Consider the following 20,381-nt stretch of genomic DNA (forward strand, 5'->3'; position numbering starts at 1 on the left):
CACCGCACCCCTGAAAACCAGCTAACCAACTGTCCATCAAACCCGGGGCTTGACAGTGATCCCGTACCACCGGTGGTGCCCGATGAGCCAGCCGGCTGCTCCCCGCGCACGCGGGGGTGATCCCCGGGCAGGTGACGTCGTGACGTACCTGCTGGCCTGCTCCCCGCGCACGCGGGGGTGATCCCGTGATCCCCGGTACGCCGATCGCCTACGGGGTCTGCTCCCCGCGCACGCGGGGGTGATCCCCGTTCGGGCGGCTCGGATGAAGCCGGGAGACACTGCTCCCCGCGCACGCGGGGGTGATCCTCAGCACCAGCGACCCGACCAGCGCCCCGCGTACTGCTCCCCGCGCACGCGGGGGTGATCCGGACCTGTGCCGGTCGGCCGGAGTGCCGGCGGTCTGCTCCCCGCGCACGCGGGGGTGATCCCGCGGCACCGGGTTCGGTGACGGTGGCTTCGGCCTGCTCCCCGCGCACGCGGGGGTGATCCCGGAGATTTCGCGCAGAAGCCGGGCTGGGAAAACTGCTCCCCGCGCACGCGGGGGTGATCCTCACTAAGCGCTTACCGGTCTCGATGACGTGGCCTGCTCCCCGCGCACGCGGGGGTGATCCCATCCAGCGCGAACTGGCCGAAGAGTTGCTGGGCTGCTCCCCGCGCACGCGGGGGTGATCCCATCACGCCGGGCTCCGCGCCGCACGGTGAGGGCTGCTCCCCGCGCACGCGGGGGTGATCCCGCCGAGACCAGTGAGAACACGGTGGAGGATCCCTGCTCCCCGCGCACGCGGGGGTGATCCCATGAACAGGTTTCGCATTGGGGACGTTGTGACCTGCTCCCCGCGCACGCGGGGGTGATCCCCACTTCCTAAGTGCGGCTGTTCTTTGACTTCCCTGCTCCCCGCGCACGCGGGGGTGATCCCACCGAACCGCTCGTCGCGCTCCAGGGCGTACTCTGCTCCCCGCGCACGCGGGGGTGATCCCAAGTTTGAACCCTTTACCTTGTGGCGTGTTCTCTGCTCCCCGCGCACGCGGGGGTGATCCCGCGTCGACCATGGCGATCTGCGCTTCGGCGGCCTGCTCCCCGCGCACGCGGGGGTGATCCCTCGTCGAGGCGGATGGCCTTGTCGGCGGCGATCTGCTCCCCGCGCACGCGGGGGTGATCCGTGCCCATCCTCGCGAACGAGTCCGGGGGGTTGCTGCTCCCCGCGCACGCGGGGGTGATCCCAGGACCGCATCCACCGCGAGCAGCGCCAGGCACTGCTCCCCGCGCACGCGGGGGTGATCCCGGGCCGTCCTCCAGCGGCAGATAAGCCGCCGGCTGCTCCCCGCGCACGCGGGGGTGATCCCCGGGTGGCGGTGTCCGGCGCTGTCATGCAGGACTGCTCCCCGCGCACGCGGGGGTGATCCGGTGCAGCTGCACAGCTCGGTGTTGCAGGGCTTCTGCTCCCCGCGCACGCGGGGGTGATCCCAGGCCGTGGACCCAGGACCCGGCCGACTGTCGGCGCCGCGTGGAACTGGCTATGGCACACATTCTGGGAGTCGCGTTCGTCGGGGTTCGGGGTGCCCGGGGTGAGGACCATCTCGGCGTTTCCGCATCTGATCGGCCTGCGGCTGGAAGCGGTGGTGGTCCGGGCGGCGGCGTCGCGGACAGCGCGGGCCTCGTGCGTGGCCTGTGGGACCTGGTCGGGCAGTGTGCATCGTCGCTATTTGCGGCGGCTGGCCGACGTCAGGTTGGGCGGCCACGAGGTGTTGCTGGCGTTGACGGTCCGCCGGTTTAACTGAGTCGATAATGGATGCCGGCGACGGACGTTCGTTGAGCAGGTACCCGGGCTCACACGTCGGTATGCCCGTCCCACGGTCCTGGCGGCCGGTGACCTGCAAGCGGTCGAGTTCATCTGGGGCTGTCTTCTTCGCCTGGTTTCGGGATCGCCACCGAGGTGTGGCCGATCTCTGGAGAACGGCGCCCGAAGCGGCGGCGTTTTGATGCCTTGCTCCAGCCACGTGACAGGGCTGGGTTGTAGGTCTTCCGGTCGGTGGGTCGACGGATCAGCGTAATGCCGTCGAGGTCGACAGGCTGCCAGTGGTGGTCGTGGACCTGGAAGCACAGCCGTTGTTCACCTGGCTGCTGATAGACGAGCAGGGCTCGACCCGGGCCAGCCATCTCGACAACTCTGGACCAGAGACGCTGGCGAATTCGGCTGTTCACGTGGCCCACGTACACGCCTGCGGAAATTTCCAGTAACCACTGAGTCAGGTGTCCGCGGAGCCCTTCGGGACAGGCGGTCAGGCTGATGACGGTCATCAGAAGTCAACTTCTCCGCCATAGTTGCGACCGCTGGTGAACTCGTAGCCGCTCTCATCCCACAGGCGCACCGTGTCGTTCTCCGCTTCTCTGTCGAGCCACTCCTCATCGATCGGCCCGGTCGGGCCGGGACTGAGCAGCAGACTGCGGATGTCGCGTACGCATCGGTCGAGAAGAGCACCGTCGTGGATACGGTCGCGGACGGCACGCCGGGTGTCCGATCCGATGTCGGTCGAGCCGCTGGCGGCGACGTCGAAGGCGACCCGAATAGTGTATTCGGCCTTGTAGAGGTCGGCGATGTCGTAGACAAAGGATCGGTCGTGCCCGGTGTGGACGAATCCCAGGCCGGGTGAGGCGCCAACAGCGACGATGACGGCGTGCACCACGCCGTACAGGCAGGCGTGGGCGGCGGACAGTGCCTGGTTGACGGGGTCGCTGCTGGTGAAGTCGTCTGGGTTGTACTCACGGTTGTTCCAGTTCACACCGGTCCGCTTGGCGTGCTCGCGGTAGCTGCGACGTACTCGGGCTCCCTCTTTGCCGCGGAGCTGCTGCATGGTGAGGGCGGTGGTGTCTTCGCCCGGAAAGCGCATCCGATACATCTCCCGGGCCACCTGGAGCCGCCGATCGCGGTGCGTGACGGCGGTGGCCTGGGCGACAAGGAGCCGGCTGGATCGGGCGAGTGGACGTCCGTGCGCGTAGTAGCGCACGCCGTGTTCGCCGACCCAGACCACGGTGGCGCCGTTGTCGGCGAGCAGCATCATCGCCTGCTGGGTGATGCTGGTGCCCGGTCCGAGCAGGAGCACGCCGACCGTGGCGGCCGGGACGTGAATGATCCCCTTGTCGTCGGTTGTGGTGATCGCGTTGCTGTCGCGGTGGATGACGCAGCGTTCGAGGTAAATGAAGCTGAGCCGATCCTGTACGCGGTTGAGATCGGCCAGTTCCGCCGGTGGGACGCCGGGGATCTTCACCGGTTGCCCTGGACGGGAGCGAGGGTGAGAAGGCCGCAGCCGTACGCCTTGGCGTGGCCGATTCCGCCGGTCAACGCACGCCGCAAGGTGTGGGCGTCGGTGACGTGGAGGATGCCGTCGTAGGTGGCCGTGGTGAGGGTGACGGTTCCCATGCCACGTTTGAATGACTGCGTCTGGCGCCGGTGCAGGCGAAGGTTGGGGCGGCCGTCCTGTTGGGTCGCCAAGGTAAAGCCGTGTCGCTCGGCCCGGGCGAGCAGCCATGCGATTTGTTCGTGCTCGCGGAGGTAGCCGAAGCGCTGCGTCTCCTTCGCCTCGGCGGTCTTTCGCCCGCTGTGGGTCGGGTTGGCGGTAAGCCGGAACGCCCACTCTTGGCCCGCTCGTAGCGAGGCGAGCAAGCCGTCGTACTCCCGGGTCGTCCAGGCTTCCTCGCTGGTGGGCCAGCCGGCCTGCTCGACCAGGTGGGTGAGGTCGGGTCGTCCGGGACTGGCTATGTAGAGGTGAACGGTGGCCGTGGCCGGGGTGTCGAGCCGCCACAGCGTACGAACTCCGGGGCGCTCGTAGTCGGCGGCGTCGGCGAACGCGGCGCGGACGGCCGCGTGCATGGCGTGTGGCGAGGAGAGCAGTTTGCGCGCGTTGCGGCGGGCGGCGTTGATCTGGAACCGGGTGAGGAACATGGTCAGCCTCCCAGCAGGCTCAGCGGGTCGTGCTCGGCGACACCGGCCCGCTCGGCGAGGTCATTGGTGACGTCGGCGTGGCGGCGCACCACGGACCGCCAGGTGTGCTGCCGATGCGCGGGGTCGAAGCTGACCGGCTCGTCAGGAACGGTCTCGGTGACCGGCTCGCCTTGACGCGCGTCCCGGATGATCTCCAACCGGACGGTGCGGGCTGCCTTCTTGCGGTGCCAGTCGGCGGCGAGCCAGGGCCATTGGCTCAGCGCGTCGTCGAGGGTGTCGTCGTGCACGCCGAGGCTGATCGGGCCGACCGGTGGGCAGGATCGACGGCCGAGGTAGAGGGGGAACTGGGGCCGGTCCAGTGCCTCGGCCAGGCCAGTCAGCAGGGTCTGTTCGCCGCTGACGGCGGCGAGGAAGACCGCGTCGGACAGGTAGAAGCGGTAGGTCAGTGGTGCGCTGCGGCGGCCGTCGAGGGACCGGGCCGTCTGGAAGTCGCGCAGGATCTGGCCGGTCTGGTCCAGGCGTACGCCGAATTGGAGGCCGAGCAGGTCGGTGAGCGGTTCGGTGCGTCGCATGCCCTTGGCGGCGGCGAGCAGTCCGATGACGCCGCTCTTGGTCGGTGCGATCTCGGTGCCCCGGCGGGCGAAGCGGCTGGACGAGCCCCAGGATTGCAGTGGGCCGGCCAGCTTCAGCAGCAGCACACTCATGCCGGCTGCCCGAGTGCCACGGTGACCTGCTCCCCCACGCCCGCGACGAGTTCGCTGAAGGTGACCGCCTTGCCCAGGTCAGTGAGTACCGCGGTCCGCTCGCCAACCTGGGTGACCCAGCTGCCGACAGGCCGCTCGCCGTAGGCGCTTTCGACCGCCACGGTGTGCATCGCCAGCGCCTCGGCGGCCAGTTCGATGCGTCCGGCGGCGTGGGTCTCCCGGATGGGTGTCTCGAAGGCGCCGACCAGGTTGATCGGCTGGGTGTCGCGCAGCCGCACCAGCACGGCGTCCGGAAGGGTGCGGTGGGCGAAGGTGTTCTGCTTGCCGGTCGGCATGCTGCGCGCGAACGCGCTCAGGAACGCTTCGACGGCCGCCCGGGTCGCGGCGGCGTCGCCGAGCGTACGGTACAGGGCGTCGACATCGATGGTGGCGTACCGGTACAGGGTGGACGAGTTGAACTCGATGGTGCCGATCATGCCGGCCCCCGTTTCGGCGGCGTCGGCCTTGCGGTCGTCGACGGCGGTGAAGTAGTCGAACTCGTTGTCGACGGCATGGACGCTGATGGCGTGGGAGACCTGGCAGGCGGCGTCGACGTTGATGTCGGTCATGTCGGCGACCATCCGGCCGAACATCGCGATGTCGACGGAGTGCTCGGAGGCGACCAGCGCCTTGAAGCGGGCCTTGTCGAGGGTGCCCCCGGCCCGCGCTGCCTCCAGTGCAGCGGCGGCGAGATTGTCCAGCTGCCGGTGGCTCAGGAACAGCAGGTAGCCGGACTCGACGTCCTTCGTCTCGCCCTTTTTCTTGTCGACCTTGGCCAGCCCACCAGCCACGAAGGTGTCGGCCGCTAGCGTGGACGCGGCCTCCTCGGACATGCTCGGGTCGAGTGCCCGGATCCGCGCGGCGAGGGACTCGCCCACACGCTTGGTCCGCTCGCCCAGCTGAGAACGATCGAGCAGGTCGACGAAGGCCAGCCGGATGGCCCGCTTCCACGCCTGGCTGGACACCCGCGCCCGACGCACACCTCCGTAGACGGCGGTCTTCGGCGAGCCGGTGTCGTCGCGGTTGAGGTTGCTCGGCGGTACGGTCTGCAGGGCGTAGACGTCGATGATGGTGCGGCTCATGACGGGTCCTCCTCGGGGTTGTCGGTGACAGGAGCGTCAGCGTCGGCGCTGGGTCGGCTGCGGAAGAACTCCCGACCCCAGATCGCCTGGATTGTGGGGCGGCGGCCAGGGATGCGGAGGGTCTGAAGATCGTCGGCGAGCAGGCCGTAGTCGAGTGGGATCTGGTGCTCGCGCAGCATCGTGATCAGGCTGCGCAGGTGGTAGATGCTTTCGTGGTAGGTGCTGGCGGTGCCGAGCGCGGCGAACCGACGCCGTACCCCGTCCGGTCCGGTCGATCTGCGGACCAGCTCGGCCATGGCCTGGCCCAGCCCGCGTCCGTCGGCGTGCATCCGTTCCCGGCGGGACTGCTGGTGCAACGCGTACAGGGTCACCGCGTCGTGGGCGGCCTGTTCGGCGTCTGTCGGCTCGGTGTCGTCGGCCGGGCGGCGGCCCAGCAGATGCTCCGGGACCTGCACGTACCGCTCCAGGCTGAAGTCGAAGCCGGGGGTCCGGCCGATACCGCGCCGCAGCCGCGCGAGGGCGCTGACCGCCTCGGGTTGCGGCACGGTGCTCAACACCCGCGCCTGGAGGCGGCCGATGGTCCTGGCGACATGTTCGCCGAGTTCGCGGCGACGTCGGTGCCGCGTCTTCTGGGCCGGGCCCGCCGGCTCGGCCTCCACTGCCGTGGTCATGCTGGTTGCTCCTGTCTCTGCTGCGGGGACTCGACCCCCATCGGCAACGCCTTGGCCAGACCGGAGCGGAACCACGCCTCGGCCTGCGAGCTGGAGTAGTGGACATCCCGGCCGGCGCGATCCTTGCCGGCGCGGCCGACCCAGGCCGTCGGGCCTGCCGCTTCCACCAGCCCGGCACCGAGCCGGCTGATGGCCCGCCAGACCAGCCGCTGCCACTGACCCCGCTCGGCGGCTGGGTCGCTGTCCGGACCCAGGCGTGCCAGCCAGTCGCGGAACTGGCGGTCCAGCAGGGCGTACGCGCGCTCGGCGGCGCGGTCAGCGGCGCCGCTGTCGGTGTCCCGGCTTCCGGCGGCGCGGGCCAGGTTGTCGGCGAGCCTGCGCAGCACCGTCACCGCGGCCTCGGCGTCGCCGGCCGCGTCGACGGCGGTCGCGCGCAGGGCGGAGTCTGCCACCAGCAGCAGCACGTTCATGGTCAGCGCGTCGCTGAACACCTCGTCGACGACCGACTGCTTGGCACCGTAGGTGATGCTCACGGCACGGGTGCGGGTCTGGAAGTCCGTGCCGACGACGCCGGTGACGGTGAGCCGGGCCAGCCACTGCACCACCATCGGCGCAAGCCGCTGCGGCGGCTCGCCGCCGGGCGGTGGCGGCACCGGCAGGAGGGTTTGCAGCCCTCGCCACAGGGCCCGGCCGTGGTCGTGCGGTCGGGGCAGGTAGATCGGGGTGCGTTTCTGCTCGCGTTCGCGGGGTGCGCTGCGGCCCCACACACTCATGGGTTCCAGCAGGTGCCGGTCCTGCCAGTCGAGCCGGTCGCCGTTGGCGATCAATGCTCCGGTGATGCCGTCGGCATCACCGAACAGCCGGATCCGGCGGGACTGCCAGGTGTAGAGGCTGAGCAGTCCGTACGGGCCACGCGTCGAGGCGGGTTCCTCGGCTGCGGTGTGCGGCTCACGCTCCCACACCGGCAGGTCCCGATCGTCGGCTTCCCGCCAGGCGGGCGCGACAGGCACCAGGTTGAGCAGCAGGCTCTCCCACAGGTCAGCGCCTTCCAGGTGGACGCCACCCAACCACCCGACGGACCCCGCGCCGATCGGATAGCCCTTGCCGTTCTTGGCCTGCGGGTCACCGACCGCTCCGGTCTTGATGCCGGAGCTGTCGTACGCCTGGCAGTGCACCAACCAGCGGGCCGCCTCCGCCGGGCTGATCGACTCCATGCCGCGCCCGGCACGGGTGGTCAGGAACGGCATCCCGTTCGGTACGTCGGCGATCAACCGTTCCAGGCCGTACGTGTTCTCCTTCGCCGCCCGCAGGTCGGCCACCTGGTAGAACGGCTGCTGCGGATGCAGCAGGTCGAACCTGTCCCGGAACACGTCGAGATATTCGGCGATGTCGTCGCTGGGCAGCCGACGGGCCCGCCACAGCGTGCGCCAGGCGGCTTCCCCCGTAGGACCGTTCGTGGTGCGGTGCAGGACCGCCAACGCGAGTCGCAGGATCGCGAAGCTCTGCGTGGGCAGCTCGCACGCGATCATGCGCAGGTCGCCGGCCTGCTCGAACAGGCCGCGCAGCGACACCTCGCGGCGCGTGCCCGCGACGTCCAGCACGGGAATCCACGCCTGGTCAACCAGCGAGAACCCGGTGGGCTGTGGGGCTGGGGTCACCGTGTCACCTCCTTCTCGAATTCGATGGGATTCAGGGCGTGGCGCGGGTGGTGCGCAACCCTTCGTCCGGGTCGTAGTGCAGGTCGAAGCCGGCGACCGAGGCGGTCCCGTCGGTGTTGATGTCGAGCACCACTTCCCCGGCCAGCCACGGACTGTCCTGCCAGGCCCGGAGGTCGTGTCGCTGTTCCAACTCGGCGATGACCTCGTCGACCACGTCGGCGGCAGTCATCGCCCGCGGCAACGGTAGGGTGCAGCGCGCAATCATCCGAGGCAGTGACCGTCGGGGAGGGCTGCTGGTCGGCACGAGTACCCCGCCCCCGTCGATCCACGGGGGAAGGGTCAGGCCCTGCGGGCTGCGGACCAGGAGTAGGACTTCGAGGGAATCGGCGTCGGTGTCGCGAACGTGGCCCTGCGCCACACGCTCCTCGGCGTCGCCGACGCCGCCGGAGAGCCAGCCGATCAGGGGTACGCCTGGTTCGGCGACGCCGGCCAGGCGGAAGCTGTCGGCCTTCGACTCCTTGCTGGCGATCTCGTCGCGTTGTTTCGTCTCCGCTTCGACGATGCTGGGCTGCCAGGACTCGGGGCCGACCGGCGCGTCGCCGTAGGCGGTCTGGGTGATCGGCGAGATGTCGTGCGGCAGCCGCACCGGCATGCCGTCCAAGTGCGGCAGGAGCACCGCGGCGCTGCGCAGCAGGGTGGCCGGCTGGTACACGCGTCGTGATCCGGTGACCGGCTGGGGTGGTTCGACGCTCCAGTCGGCACCGGTGATCCAGCAGGTCGCCTCGGTGAGCCGGGCGGGTCGGTCGGCGCGGGGGTGGCGGTGCAGCCGTCCGATACGTTGCAACACCAGGTCGACCGGAGCCAGGTCGGTGACGAGCAGGTCGAAGTCGATGTCCAGGGACTGCTCGGCGACCTGGCTGGCCACCACCACATGCCGGTGAGGGCGGTTGTTGCTGCCCGGTGGGCCGAACGTGTCGCGCAGCCAGCGGTCCTTGGCCGCGCGGTCGACGGCCATGAAGCGGGAGTGCGCCACCGACACGGGTGTATCCGGCCCGAGGGCCGCGCGGAGCACGGCAGCGGTCTCCTGGACCCGGGCCACGGTGTTGCGGACGACGAGGGCGCAGCCGCCCTCAGCGAGCCGGTCCCGCAGCAGATCCACAAGTGCGGGCAGGTCGTCGGGCAGCCGTCGCAGCGTGACGTCGATCCCGCGACCGGAGTCGCCGCAGCTGATGGCGGCGGCGCCACGCTGGTCCGTGGAGACGGTGACCAGGGGATACCGCAGGTCGCTGCGCAGGGCAGCGTACGGGTCGACCTGCGGTCTGCCTCGGTCGCGCCAGGTCAGCGGCGGCGGAGGGCCGAGGCGACCGTCGTCGTACGCCTTCATCAACTCGGCCCGCCGGTGTGCCGGCAACGTCGCCGAGAGGACCACCACGGGTACGCCGTAAGCGCCGAGCCATTCCAGTGCCCGGTCGAGGAACCGGCCCATGTAGACGTCGTAGGCGTGTGCCTCGTCGATGACGACGACCTTGCCGGCCAGGCCGAGGTGCCGCAGCACCAGGTGCTTGCTGCGCAGCGCGGCGAACAGCAGTTGGTCGATGGTGCCGACGACGAAGCTGGACAGCATCGTCCGTTTGGTGCCGGCAAGCCAGCGGTGCACGCCGATGTCGGCACCTCCGGCGTCCTCGCCGATGCCGCTGGGCAGCGAGGTTGTCCGCAGGTGGTCGTAGTCGGGGTTGAGGGCGGCCTTGCCGTGGGCCAGGCGCACGTCACGGTCGCCTCGGCCGACCTGTGTGTCGGGCAGCCGACGCAGCCAGGACAGCATCCGGCCGAACATGGCGTCGCTGGTGGCTCGGGTGGGCAGGGCCAGGTAGCAGCCGGATGCGCCGGTACGCCGGGCCAGGATCTCCACCGCAGCCAGGGCTGCCTCCGTCTTGCCCTCCCCCATGGCCGCCTCGACGATCATCATCCCGGGCGTGGGCATGGTCTCGGCCAGGTCGACGACGGTGCGCTGCACCGGACGTGGTGTCGCCCCCGTGGGCAGCGCGAATCGTGCCCTGAACAGCTCGTCCACGTTGGCTGGTGGAGCGGTGGGTCGCCAGGGCACGGGCAGGTCCACCAACTCCCACCCGGTTCGTAGCCGATCCTCGTCGCTGCCCGTCAGCAGGTACGGGAAGTAGTTCTCGTTGCTGGCGATCCAGTCGGCGACGATGACCAGGCCGGTGAGCAGCGCCTGCACCGGTTGTGACAGGGCGACGCCGTTCCAGTCGGCGAGTCGGTCGCCGGCGCGGGACCGTTGTGTCATCCAGGTCAACAGTTCGTGCTGCACGTGCTGCCAGGCGGGGCCGCCGAGCAGGTGGGGACGCACCCGCACGTCACGCAGGCCCATGTCAGTCGGCGGAACGCCGTGGTGTCCGCCGACGACGACGGCGAACGGGTGCGGGTCGGTCCAGTCCTGCTGGTGCAGCCAGTCGGCCAACAGCACGTGCCCGGCGGTGGCGTGCGGGGCGTACCTGCGGTCAGCCTTGATCAGATCCCGCTGGTAGCCAAGGCCGTGGTCGCGCATCCGCTCCGCGAGGTTGTACGCCTGATAGGCGAAGGCGGGGGTGGCCTTGCCGATGTCGTGGATGCCGGCGAGCCACACGAGCAGGGTGCGGGCGTCGGCTTCTGCGCCGGGCAACTCGTCGGCGATGCGGTGCCGGGCGGCGCGGCCCAGCCAGTGATCCCACAGTTGTCCGGCCACGTCGGCGGTGTCGGCCAGGTGCCGCCACAGCGGCAGCCACCCCACCGGTGAGGTTCCCCGGCGGTCGGTCTTACCCCAGACTGCGCGTGCCGCCACGCCCAGCGTTGGGGCATCGGCGCTGACACGGGCGTTCATCGGACCACCGGCAGCAGCGGGCTCGGGGTGCCGCTGTGGGACAGGTAGAGCACGTCCCGGGCCCGGGTCAGCGCGACGAACAGCAGGCAGCGCTCACGTTGGAGATCCTGCCGGTGTGCGTGTGGATCCTCGGCCGCCGAGGTGAGCGCGTGTGGTGCCGGGAGCACGCCCGCGTCGAGCCCGACGACCGCGAGGCACTGGAACTCCAGTCCTTTCATCCGGTGCATGGTGGCTACCCGCACGCCGTCGGTGCCGCGTTTGTCGTCGGCGACGGGGATGTGGGCATCGTTGAGGATCCGACCGACGGCCTTGACCAGTTGACCGGTGCGGACGGCCACTCCGACCGCGTGCGGTTCCACGCCCTGGTCCAGCCAGGTGCCGACCCGTTCGATCAGCGCCTCGCACTCGCCGTCGCGGCTGACGTGCGCGGCCAGCTCGGGTATCCCGCCCCGGGTGACCGAGCGGTATCCCCGCAGCGTGTCGTCCTGCCCGTCGAGCCCGACCGTGGCGTCACCGCCGAGGACCTTGACCGACAGGTCGAGGATCTCGTGGGTGGTCCGGTAGTTGACGCTGAGTCGGCGGGTGCGGCCCCGAACCTCGATGCCGAGTTGGGCCAGTGACACGTGGCTGTCGTAGATGCGCTGGTACGGATCGGCAAGCAGGAACATGTCGTTGGGGCCGGGTGCGACCAACGCCCGCAGCAGGCGCCACTGTGCCGGGTGCAGATCCTGCCCTTCATCGACGATGACGTGCCGATACGGTGCCGGTACGCGGCGGGCGATGGCGGCGGCGTCGTCGGCGAGTTGGGTGTGGGTGCGTAGCCGCCGCTTGGCCAGCGCCCCGGTCACCGTCTCGATCACGGTCCACACCTGGTCGCGATGCGCGGCGCGCAGGCCGGCGCCGCGACCCCGGCGGGTGGCCTCGCGGTACGCCTCGCGGGTGGTCAGCTGTTGGGCCAGCACCACCTGCTCCCACTCGTGCCGCAGGAAGGCGGGGCTGTAGGTGGTGACCTGGCCGGCGCGGTTGAGGTAGGTCGGGCCTGCCTTCGCGGCGGACTCCCACAGCTGGTCGACGATCTCACCGTCGGCGACGGTGACGCGGCCGTTGCCTCGGGTGACGATCTCGTAGGCGAGCTTGTCGACGCTGATCACGTCGATGCGCGCCCGCACCGCCGGGTCGCTGGTGAGCCGGTAGAGCTGTCGAGCGAGAGCCTCAGCAAGAGCGCGAGTGAACGTGGTCAGCAGCACCTTCTCGCCATCGGGCAGCCGCTCGGCGAGGAACACCGCCCGGTGCAGGCCAGTGACGGTCTTGCCGGTGCCGGCGCTGCCGGTGACGAGTGCGGGTCCGCTGTAGGTGTCGCGGTAGGCGACGTCCCGCTGGGTCGGATGCAGGAAGGTGCGCCACACGTCGAACGGGTGGGCGAGGATGGCCGCGAGTTCCACCGGGCCTGAGACGAAAGCGATCCGCTCGGGGGTGCGTCGCGCGGCGGTCAGCAGGTCGTCGGTGTCCACCCCGGACACCGTCCGGTCGGCCAGTTCCGCCCAGACCTCCTCCACGGACAGCCCGCTGGCCAGGCCCAGCAGCACGTCGAGTTGGCTCTCCGGTAGGTGCCCGGCCAGGCTTTCGAGTTGCTTGTCGGTGGCGATGACGCGCAGTAGCGGCAGCAGATCCTCATCCACCCCGAGCCTGGTGAAGTCGGCGACCGAGACGTGGGTGAACAGTCCGACGCTCGCCGGTGGCGCTTCGGCACGGGTGAACTCCTCGATGCCGGCCTGGTCCCGCATCTCCAGCACACCGAGGGCCTGGTTGACGGTGAAACGGCGGCTCACCGCGAAAGCGATAGCGTCGTCGTGGGGCAGGACGTCAAGCAGGGCGTACCTGTCTTCTCCGAGAGCGAGCACCACGCCGCGGTAGAACTGGTCGATCCGGATGGTGCGGATGTTCGGGTCCCGTGCGCCGGTCAGCTTCTCCAGGTGTAGGCCCGCGTGCGTGTGCTCGGCGAACTTGCCGATGGCGGCGTCGACGGCGCGCTGCACCCGGCGTTGCAGCCGGGCGTAGGTGGGTAGGAAGTCCCGGCCGATGGCCAACTCAGCCATACATCCCCCGATGACGGGCACCTGGGCCCAGCCAGGAGCGAGATGGACGGAACTGTCACGCGCCGGACAGGGCCGGCGGTCTGATTCACGCAGCATGGACGGCGGGCACGAACGATTCCCGCTCCGCATCGAGCCCCATCATGCACCTTGTGAACCGTGCTTGCAAGCATCGGTCCGTTGTCGATGTTCACCGAAGCGGCTGCGGCGCGCCGGTCGGGTGTTCCTGACCGTGACCAAAACGGCCGCTATGCTGGGCGGCGTGGTGCCCGGCACGAGCCTCAAGGACCGCTATCGGCTGGCCCGGTCTCCGTTGGCGCACAAGGGGATGAGTGAAGTCTGGCCCGCGCACGACGCACTGCTCGACCGGCCCGTCATCGTAAAGTTCGTCGCTGTCACGGAACTGGATCTGGTACGCCGCTTCCGCCGCGAGGCACTGCTCACCGCCCGCCTCGACCATCCCGGCGTGCCCGCCGTCTACGATCTCGGCGAGCACGCCGGCCACCCATACCTGGTCCTTCAGCAGATCAACGGCATCGCCCTGTCGGACCTGGTCGCTGAACACGGTCCACTCCCGATCGGCTGGGTGGCCGCCATCGGAGCCCAGATCAGCAGCGTCCTGCTCGCTGCCCAGCGACTCGGGCTCGTGCACCGCGACATCAAGCCCAGCAACGCCATGCTGGAGCCGAGCGGCGCGGTCAAGGTGCTCGACTTCGGGCTGGCCGTCACGCCCGACGACGACCGCTACTCGCGGATCACCCAGAGCGGGCAGGCGCTCGGCACATTCGGCTACATGGCGCCGGAGCAGATCCTCGGCCAGCGGATCGACCACCGCGCCGACCTGTACGGGTTGGGAGCGACCCTGTTTGACCTACTCACCGGCACCGCGCCCTTCGACGGCCTGACGACCATGACCACCGTGCGGCAGCAGATGGGCGCCACCCCACCACGGCCCGCCACGCTGCGACCGGAGACCCCGTCCGTGCTCGACGACCTGGTGCACGCACTGCTGGCGTCCGCCCCCGACAGCCGGCCGGACAGCGCCGCCGACGTCTACCGCGTGCTGGCACCGCTGGCTGGGAATCTGCCACCGATTCCCGGCGTACTGGACGATTCCGTCACCGCGGTCCAGGCGTACGCCGCGATCGTCGGACGCATACCGCCGCAACCAGGCCCCACCATCGCACCCGCTGCCGCACCGTCCGCCCTCGACCTGGGGCAGGCCGTGCGACAGGCGGAGCAGATGCAGGCCGCAGGCGAGTTCCGCGCCGCCGCCCGGCAGTGGCGGCGACTCGCCGAGCACCGGGCACGACAGCACGGCGACGAAGATCCGCAGGTGTTCGACCTTCGACTGCGCGCCGCGCGTACCCATGTGGCGCTCGGCGAGCATCCCCGGGCGTTACGACTACTCACGGCTCTGCTGCAGGACCGGGAGCGGGTCGACGGGCCGGAGCATCCCGCCGTGCGGGAGCTACGCGAGGAGATCTCTCGGCTCAGCACGGAGCCGGCCGGCGCGCCTGCGCTCCCGCAGCAATTCGTACCAGACGCGGATCGCTGAATAACCGGGGCAGCAGCACCGCCTTCTGCTCGGCGAACCGGCGACCCCCGTAGCGGAAGATCTGGGCGCAGTTCTGCCCACGCGTCTCGGTCGTCATCGCACGCACCGCCAGTGGGGAGTACATCGTGCTGTGCTTTAGCCAGGCCGCCTCCTCGCCGTGCCGGTCGAACCCCCGGCCGCTCGCCGCATGCCCGAACACGTCGTGGACAGCGCGGAACATGTCATTCTCCCCGTCGCTGAGGTACGGATGGGGGTTGCCGCTCGCCGCGCTGGCCCACACCTTCAGCCGGCGTTGCCGCACGTCATCGATCATCGACTCGACGTCGGCATACGGATCCTCGTCAACGATGCACACTGTCACGCCCAGGCCGCCGAACTCTGCCCGCCCGACCAGGAAGTGATACTGCTGGACGGTCTCCCGGCAGAACGCCGCGTAGGCGGCGTACGCCTGCTCGTCACGATGCGGTGCCGCCACGTACGCGTCGGCGATCGCAGCGCCGAGAACGGGGTCAAGGCGCACTCGCGCGTACGCATGGAAGGCAACCGTGCCGGTGGCGCCGGAAGCGTAGCGCCGCGCGCCGCGACAGACGTGCGCGACCGGCGGAAAGCACGGGGACGCAACGGGTGACGGCGCTGCTTCGAACAAGGGTGTTCATGGTCCTCCTCAGATCGACGGGATCGAATCAGTCGGTGCTGGTCAGCGCGGTGTCGCTCCTTCCCCCACCGACGGCGAGTGCGCCTCCGCACGCGCAGCGATGTACTGCTCGCGACGGAGCAGATCACCGAGCATCCGGATCTCGGAGGCGCGACGTGCCTGACAGAGCTGGGCGATCTTTCCGACCGTGGTGCTGCGCCCACGACGTGGCATGGAACCTCCCAAGGATTGTGAATCAAACGACCGAGACTGTATCGCCTGTGAATCGCGTACACAATGCGGTTAGCCATGTTAGTGTTCACGCGTGACGAGAAAGTCGACGCTGGCCCCGAGCGAGACCACCTTGACCGCCAGCGGCATCGCCCGACTGGCCAAGGTCGGCCGGGCTGCGGTGAGCAACTGGCGACGCCGCTACGCCGACTTCCCGACTCCCGTCGGTGGTAGCCCCGCGAGCCCGTTCTTCGACGCACGGGAGGTCGAGGACTGGCTGCGCCGACACGGCAGGCTGCACCAGGCCAGCACCGACGAGTGGGCCTGGCGGCACGTCGAGAGCTACCAACCAGCAGCGGAGATCAGTGACGTGCTCGGCATCGCCGGCGCACTTCTGCTTGTCCGCGCCGACCAAGCCCCGGCCACCGGCACCGGCCTACCGACACCAAGACAGCTCGTCGCCCAGCTACGCACCCTCGACCCCGACCTGTCCCGGATGGTCGACGCCCTGCTGCCGAAGCAGTGGACCGCGCAGCTCAGCACCCTGCTGGGCACCGTCGACCAACTCGCAGCGGAACAGGGCGCCGAGTCGGCCTTCGAATACCTGCACAACCGCTACGTCTCCTCGGCCCATTCCATGTCCGGCCTGGCCGGGACACCGGACACCGTCGCCGAGGTGATGCTGGCCCTCGCCGAAAGCGGCGCGAACATCTTCGACTTCACGAGCGGCACCGGGTCGATCCTGCGGATTGCCGCCGACAAGGCCTTGACACGAGGTACGGCCACCCGCTGCTACGCCCAGGAGATCAGCCCGCAGTACGCCCTGATCACCCTGCTGCGGCTGTGGCTGCTGCACCTGCGCGCCCGACGCAGCATGGACAACGCCGAGCCGCCGGTCGTGCGCGTCGGCGACAGCCTGCTCGCCGACGCGCTGCCCGACCTACGCGCCGACGTCGTCGTGGCGAACTTCCCCTTCGGCATCCACGACTGGGGACACGACCGCCTCGCCTACGACCCCCGCTGGACCTACGGTCTGCCCCCACGCACCGAACCCGAACTCGCCTGGGTGCAACATGCCCTCGCCCACCTCGCACCCAGCGGCACCGCCGTCGTGCTCATGCCACCAGCAGCCGCGTCCCGCCCCGCCGGCCGTCGCGTCCGCGCCGAACTTATCCGCCGTGGCGCGCTACGAGCCGTCGTCGCCTTACCCGCCGGACTGATGCCGCCCACCGCCATCGGGCTGCACATCTGGGTGCTCACCCAACCCGACCCAGACCAGCCACCCCCCGGCGACATCCTCGTAGTCGATACCACCACCACCGACCGGCCGCTGACCGAAACCGTACGCGCTGCCTGGAGCGCCTACCGGTCACACGAATACGCCGAACTGCCTGGCGTCCATCGCACCGTGCCCGTGATCGACATCCTCGACGACCAGGTCGACCTCACCCCACAACGCCACCTTCCGCACGCCAACGACCCCGCCACCGACCCGGCACAGATCATCGCCAAAATCGGCGAATTCGACCACCTGCTCGACCATCTGCGGCGCGGCCTGCCAGCGGTACAACCGGCGCCAGACGGACCGCTACGCGGCGCCCCGCAGGCCGACGTCGCCGACCTTATTCGGTCGGGCAGCATCACCGTGCACCGCGCCCCCACCCGCAGCCGGTCGACGGGTGTCACCGTCACCGGCATCGTATTGACCGCCGCCGACGTCATCTCCGGCGGCCCGGCCACCGGCACGGCGACCCGCACCGCAGGCGACGAGCCGGGACCTGAGGTACGCCACGGCGACATCCTCGTCCCCGTCATCGGCCGCAGGATCAGCGCATGGGTAGCCACCCCGGAACAGGTCAGCGCCGAACTCGGACCCGGCATTCAACTCATTCGCATCGACACCACCCGCTTCGACCCGTGGTTCATCGCCGGCGTCATCTCCCGCAGCGACAACCGGCGAATCGCCGGACGCGCCTCCAGCACCGGCAACGGGGCTATACGCATCGACGTCCGGCGGCTGTCCATTCCGGTCGTGGCGCTCGAACAGCAGCACGCGTACGGACACGCCTTCCGCCAACTCATCGAATTCCGCACCACCCTGGAACGAGCATCAGCGACCGGAGTCACACTCGCCCACGAGATCAGCGACGCGCTGACATCAGGCACCCTTGGCCTCACATCCTGATCGACCCCCGATGAAGCTGGGCAGTTCGGCAGCCAGGAGCGACGACCAAACTGGTCGTCCAGAATCGAGTCGCCCGAATCTGCGGCCCTACCACCCGCGATTCGCCCGGTACGCTGCTCCCAGCCGCACATCAACAGGCACGCGCCGCCCTCGCAACACGAGTGTCGAAAGGGCCGATCTTGCGAACCAAAGTGAATGAAATCGGAGTGGTTGATCTATAGCGCCGCAGGTCAAGAAGCCTGCTCCCCGCGCACGCGGGGGTGATCCCGGGGGTGCCGGCGGGCCACGCGCGCGCAACGCCTGCTCCCCGCGCACGCGGGGGTGATCCCCGCTACCCGGCCTCCGCGCGCCGCGTCGACCCCCTGCTCCCCGCGCACGCGGGGGTGATCCCCGCAGCGCCTCAGTGAGGTATCGGGGAATGCCCTGCTCCCCGCGCACGCGGGGGTGATCCCGCCCATCCCTCCGGGCGGACGTGCAGCACGCCCTGCTCCCCGCGCACGCGGGGGTGATCCCTCGCGGCCGTCCGGCCGACCCGGCCGGCACCCCTGCTCCCCGCGCACGCGGGGGTGATCCCTGGGAGCCGATTAAGGTTACCCCGACCTACCACTGCTCCCCGCGCACGCGGGGGTGATCCCACTCCCCAGCACCCGAATAGCTCAAATAGGTCCTGCTCCCCGCGCACGCGGGGGTGATCCCGCCGTCGGTACGGCACGGCAGGGGTAGGCACTCTGCTCCCCGCGCACGCGGGGGTGATCCCCGCGAGAACGCCTACCAGCGGAAATGCACAGTCCTGCTCCCCGCGCACGCGGGGGTGATCCCACGCCGGCGCCGGTGGTGAGCGTCATGCGTACCTGCTCCCCGCGCACGCGGGGGTGATCCCAGCTCCGCAACCTGGTCGGGGGTGGCGAAGGGCTGCTCCCCGCGCACTCGGGGGTGATCCCGTGTCCAGCAGCAGACCAACGGCAACACGTCCCTGCTCCCCGCGCACGCGGGGGTGATCCCGAAATCCGCCGAGCCTACGGAGCCCTCCGCTGCTGCTCCCCGCGCACGCGGGGGTGATCCCGAGTTGCGGGCGTCCGGTGTGCGGGTGGTGCTCTGCTCCCCGCGCACGCGGGGGTGATCCCCACCGGTAGTCGCTGGCGCCGGGATGGGGGTGCTGCTCCCCGCGCACGCGGGGGGTGATCCCGTTGTACTCGGCGATCGCCGACGCCAGCTCTTCTGCTCCCCGCGCACGCGGGGGTGATCCCCCGCCTCCGAGTGCACGTACCGGCTCACGTCCCTGCTCCCCGCGCACGCGGGGGTGATCCTCGGTCAGACGGACTGGTTGTAGAGGACGGCCGCTGCTCCCCGCGCACGCGGGGGTGATCCGAGACCGAGGACACCACCGTTTGGGAGGACTCCCTGCTCCCCGCGCACGCGGGGGTGATCCCGTCTTCCTGGCCGTGCTCATGGTCGGGACGCTCTGCTCCCCGCGCACGCGGGGGTGATCCCGGGAGCACCCGTCCGACCGGCGTCTACGTGTGCTGCTCCCCACGCACGCGGGGGTGATCCCGCCTGTGACACCCGGCCGAGCCAGGCCACCTCCTGTTCCCCGCGCACGCGGGGGTGATCCTCTGTGAGGGACGTTCGGGGGGAAGGGTGGCCACTGCTCCCCGCGAACGCGGGGGGTGATCCCCACACCGAGAGGAGCACCCGATGCGCGAGTTCCTGCTCCCCGCGCACGCGGGGGTGATCCCCAGCGGACGAGTCTCATGGGGTACGCCTCCCCCTGCTCCCCGCGCACGCGGGGGTGATCCCACGATCAGCCCCAGCAGGGTGCCCAGAGTGGCCTGCTCCGGCCTCGGGCCAACCCGCCGTTCGCCCGAATGAGGCGTCAGCTTGTACGGGGCAAGTTCGTTGCCCAGCTCGTCCCCGCGGTAGGTGCAACCGATCCCGATTCCATCCAGGTGGTCAAGGATTCCAGTACGTCGTGAACGTCGCCGATGCCCATCTTGTATTGCACCGCCTTGCCGCCCTGCTCGGTGAATGCAGCGCAGTTGTCAGCACGGTCGTCGATCAGTGCAGCGTCCGCGAAGGTAAGGCCGTGTTCCGCAAGCCAGGGCCCGAAGAAGCGTTGAGGGTCTTCGGCCTTTAATGCTGCGACTTCGCTGGAACAGATGATGTCGTCGAGAATGACCGCCCAGTCCGCCAGTGTCTCGGACTGGGGGGTAGGGCGACGCCTCTTGGCCCGCGCTCGGTCGAACGTCCGCAGAAAGCAGTCCATATTGTCAGTCGCCAAGACAACCAGGACATGTGATTTGATTTTACGGAGGTCTTCGAATAACTCGGCGTTGACTCGCATCTTTGCGCAGTCGACGTATAGTCGTCGCGTGAGGAAGTCCTCGCGGAATCGGCCATCAAGCTCGACATCCATAGACTTGATGATTTCTTCCGAGGAAAGCAGTCCTTTCATCCACTCGTTGGCCTTGCTCTTGAATACCTCGGCGAGGTTCGCTTCGAGTTGCGCCTTCAGTGGATGAGTGGCGCTCTCGCGGATTGACATCCAGAAGGGGTCGCGTGACAGGACGCTGTGCCAGTCCACGAAGACGACCTTGCCGGCTAGCGGCACCTGTATCACGCGGGCGGCCCTCCTAGTTCGCAGCGGCTGTCGTCAGTAGGCCTAACGGGTGTGGGCTGCTGAGCCGGGTCTCCCAGCCGCCCGGCTCGAGCG

Annotated in this window: 15 protein-coding genes and 2 CRISPR repeat arrays; of the genes, 3 read left to right on the forward strand and 12 right to left on the reverse strand. The window is 69.7% G+C overall.

What is annotated here, in order from left to right:
* Window positions 1-95 precede the first annotated feature (95 nt).
* Window positions 96-1,465: a CRISPR direct-repeat array (repeat unit 28 nt; unit sequence CTGCTCCCCGCGCACGCGGGGGTGATCC).
* Between the two features lie 101 nt (window positions 1,466-1,566).
* Window positions 1,567-1,779 carry a hypothetical protein gene (locus C1A38_RS22555; protein WP_233196958.1) on the forward strand — a complete coding sequence of 71 codons (213 nt, stop codon included), beginning with the start codon at window positions 1,567-1,569 and terminating at the stop codon, window positions 1,777-1,779.
* 109 nt (window positions 1,780-1,888) lie between these two features.
* On the opposite strand, the gene cas2e is transcribed toward C1A38_RS22555, so the two are convergent.
* Genes cas2e through C1A38_RS22600 form a run of 9 tightly spaced genes read right to left on the reverse strand, consistent with a single transcriptional unit; the run spans window position 1,889 to window position 13,066 of the window.
* Window positions 1,889-2,299: a type I-E CRISPR-associated endoribonuclease Cas2e gene (cas2e, locus tag C1A38_RS22560; RefSeq protein WP_102659748.1), complete on the reverse strand. Its 411-nt coding sequence runs from the start codon at window positions 2,297-2,299 to the stop codon at window positions 1,889-1,891.
* Complete coding sequence (gene cas1e / locus C1A38_RS22565) at window positions 2,299-3,267, reverse strand: type I-E CRISPR-associated endonuclease Cas1e (protein ID WP_102659749.1); 969 nt, start codon at window positions 3,265-3,267, stop codon at window positions 2,299-2,301. Before cas1e ends, cas2e begins: the two co-directional genes overlap by 1 nt.
* Complete coding sequence (gene cas6e / locus C1A38_RS22570; RefSeq protein WP_013733009.1) at window positions 3,264-3,941, reverse strand: type I-E CRISPR-associated protein Cas6/Cse3/CasE; 678 nt, start codon at window positions 3,939-3,941, stop codon at window positions 3,264-3,266. The genes cas1e and cas6e overlap by 4 nt, the downstream gene beginning before the upstream one ends.
* Before the next feature lie 2 nt (window positions 3,942-3,943).
* On the reverse strand, window positions 3,944-4,645 hold the full coding sequence (gene cas5e, locus C1A38_RS22575; RefSeq protein ID WP_102659750.1) for a type I-E CRISPR-associated protein Cas5/CasD: 702 nt from the start codon (window positions 4,643-4,645) through the stop codon (window positions 3,944-3,946).
* The gene (gene cas7e, locus C1A38_RS22580) at window positions 4,642-5,766 is read right to left on the reverse strand and encodes a type I-E CRISPR-associated protein Cas7/Cse4/CasC (RefSeq protein WP_102659751.1); all 1,125 of its coding nucleotides are present in this window, start codon (window positions 5,764-5,766) and stop codon (window positions 4,642-4,644) included. Before cas7e ends, cas5e begins: the two co-directional genes overlap by 4 nt.
* The gene (gene casB, locus C1A38_RS22585) at window positions 5,763-6,437 is read right to left on the reverse strand and encodes a type I-E CRISPR-associated protein Cse2/CasB (RefSeq protein ID WP_013733006.1); all 675 of its coding nucleotides are present in this window, start codon (window positions 6,435-6,437) and stop codon (window positions 5,763-5,765) included. The genes cas7e and casB overlap by 4 nt, the downstream gene beginning before the upstream one ends.
* Entirely contained in the window at window positions 6,434-8,095 is a 1,662-nt protein-coding gene (casA, locus tag C1A38_RS22590) for a type I-E CRISPR-associated protein Cse1/CasA (RefSeq protein WP_102659752.1), read from the reverse strand. The genes casB and casA overlap by 4 nt, the downstream gene beginning before the upstream one ends.
* 31 nt (window positions 8,096-8,126) lie before the next feature.
* On the reverse strand, window positions 8,127-10,970 hold the full coding sequence (locus C1A38_RS22595; protein WP_158244929.1) for a CRISPR-associated endonuclease Cas3'': 2,844 nt from the start codon (window positions 10,968-10,970) through the stop codon (window positions 8,127-8,129).
* Complete coding sequence (locus C1A38_RS22600) at window positions 10,967-13,066, reverse strand: UvrD-helicase domain-containing protein (protein ID WP_102659754.1); 2,100 nt, start codon at window positions 13,064-13,066, stop codon at window positions 10,967-10,969. The genes C1A38_RS22595 and C1A38_RS22600 overlap by 4 nt, the downstream gene beginning before the upstream one ends.
* A gap of 259 nt (window positions 13,067-13,325) precedes the next feature.
* Between C1A38_RS22600 and C1A38_RS22605 the strand changes: the two genes are divergently transcribed.
* Window positions 13,326-14,621: a serine/threonine-protein kinase gene (locus C1A38_RS22605; protein WP_233196959.1), complete on the forward strand. Its 1,296-nt coding sequence runs from the start codon at window positions 13,326-13,328 to the stop codon at window positions 14,619-14,621.
* Here C1A38_RS22605 and C1A38_RS22610 read toward each other — a convergent pair.
* On the reverse strand, window positions 14,557-15,267 hold the full coding sequence (locus C1A38_RS22610; protein ID WP_233196960.1) for a hypothetical protein: 711 nt from the start codon (window positions 15,265-15,267) through the stop codon (window positions 14,557-14,559). The two genes, C1A38_RS22605 and C1A38_RS22610, sit on opposite strands and share 65 nt — an antisense overlap.
* 51 nt (window positions 15,268-15,318) lie before the next feature.
* A complete protein-coding gene (locus tag C1A38_RS31190; RefSeq protein WP_157626868.1) occupies window positions 15,319-15,489 on the reverse strand; it encodes a hypothetical protein in 171 nt (56 codons plus the stop codon).
* Between the two features lie 91 nt (window positions 15,490-15,580).
* On the opposite strand from C1A38_RS31190, the gene C1A38_RS22615 reads away from it, so the two are divergent.
* Complete coding sequence (locus C1A38_RS22615; protein WP_102659756.1) at window positions 15,581-17,671, forward strand: HsdM family class I SAM-dependent methyltransferase; 2,091 nt, start codon at window positions 15,581-15,583, stop codon at window positions 17,669-17,671.
* Between the two features lie 239 nt (window positions 17,672-17,910).
* Window positions 17,911-19,284: a CRISPR direct-repeat array (repeat unit 28 nt; unit sequence CTGCTCCCCGCGCACGCGGGGGTGATCC).
* Between the two features lie 260 nt (window positions 19,285-19,544).
* On the opposite strand, the gene C1A38_RS22620 is transcribed toward C1A38_RS22615, so the two are convergent.
* Window positions 19,545-20,252, reverse strand: coding sequence for an HAD family hydrolase (locus C1A38_RS22620; RefSeq protein ID WP_146017598.1), 708 nt, complete (start codon window positions 20,250-20,252; stop codon window positions 19,545-19,547).
* Window positions 20,253-20,381: the final 129 nt, after the last annotated feature.

The organism is Verrucosispora sp. ts21 (genome assembly GCF_002879555.1).
GTDB classification, from domain to species: domain Bacteria; phylum Actinomycetota; class Actinomycetes; order Mycobacteriales; family Micromonosporaceae; genus Micromonospora; species Micromonospora gifhornensis.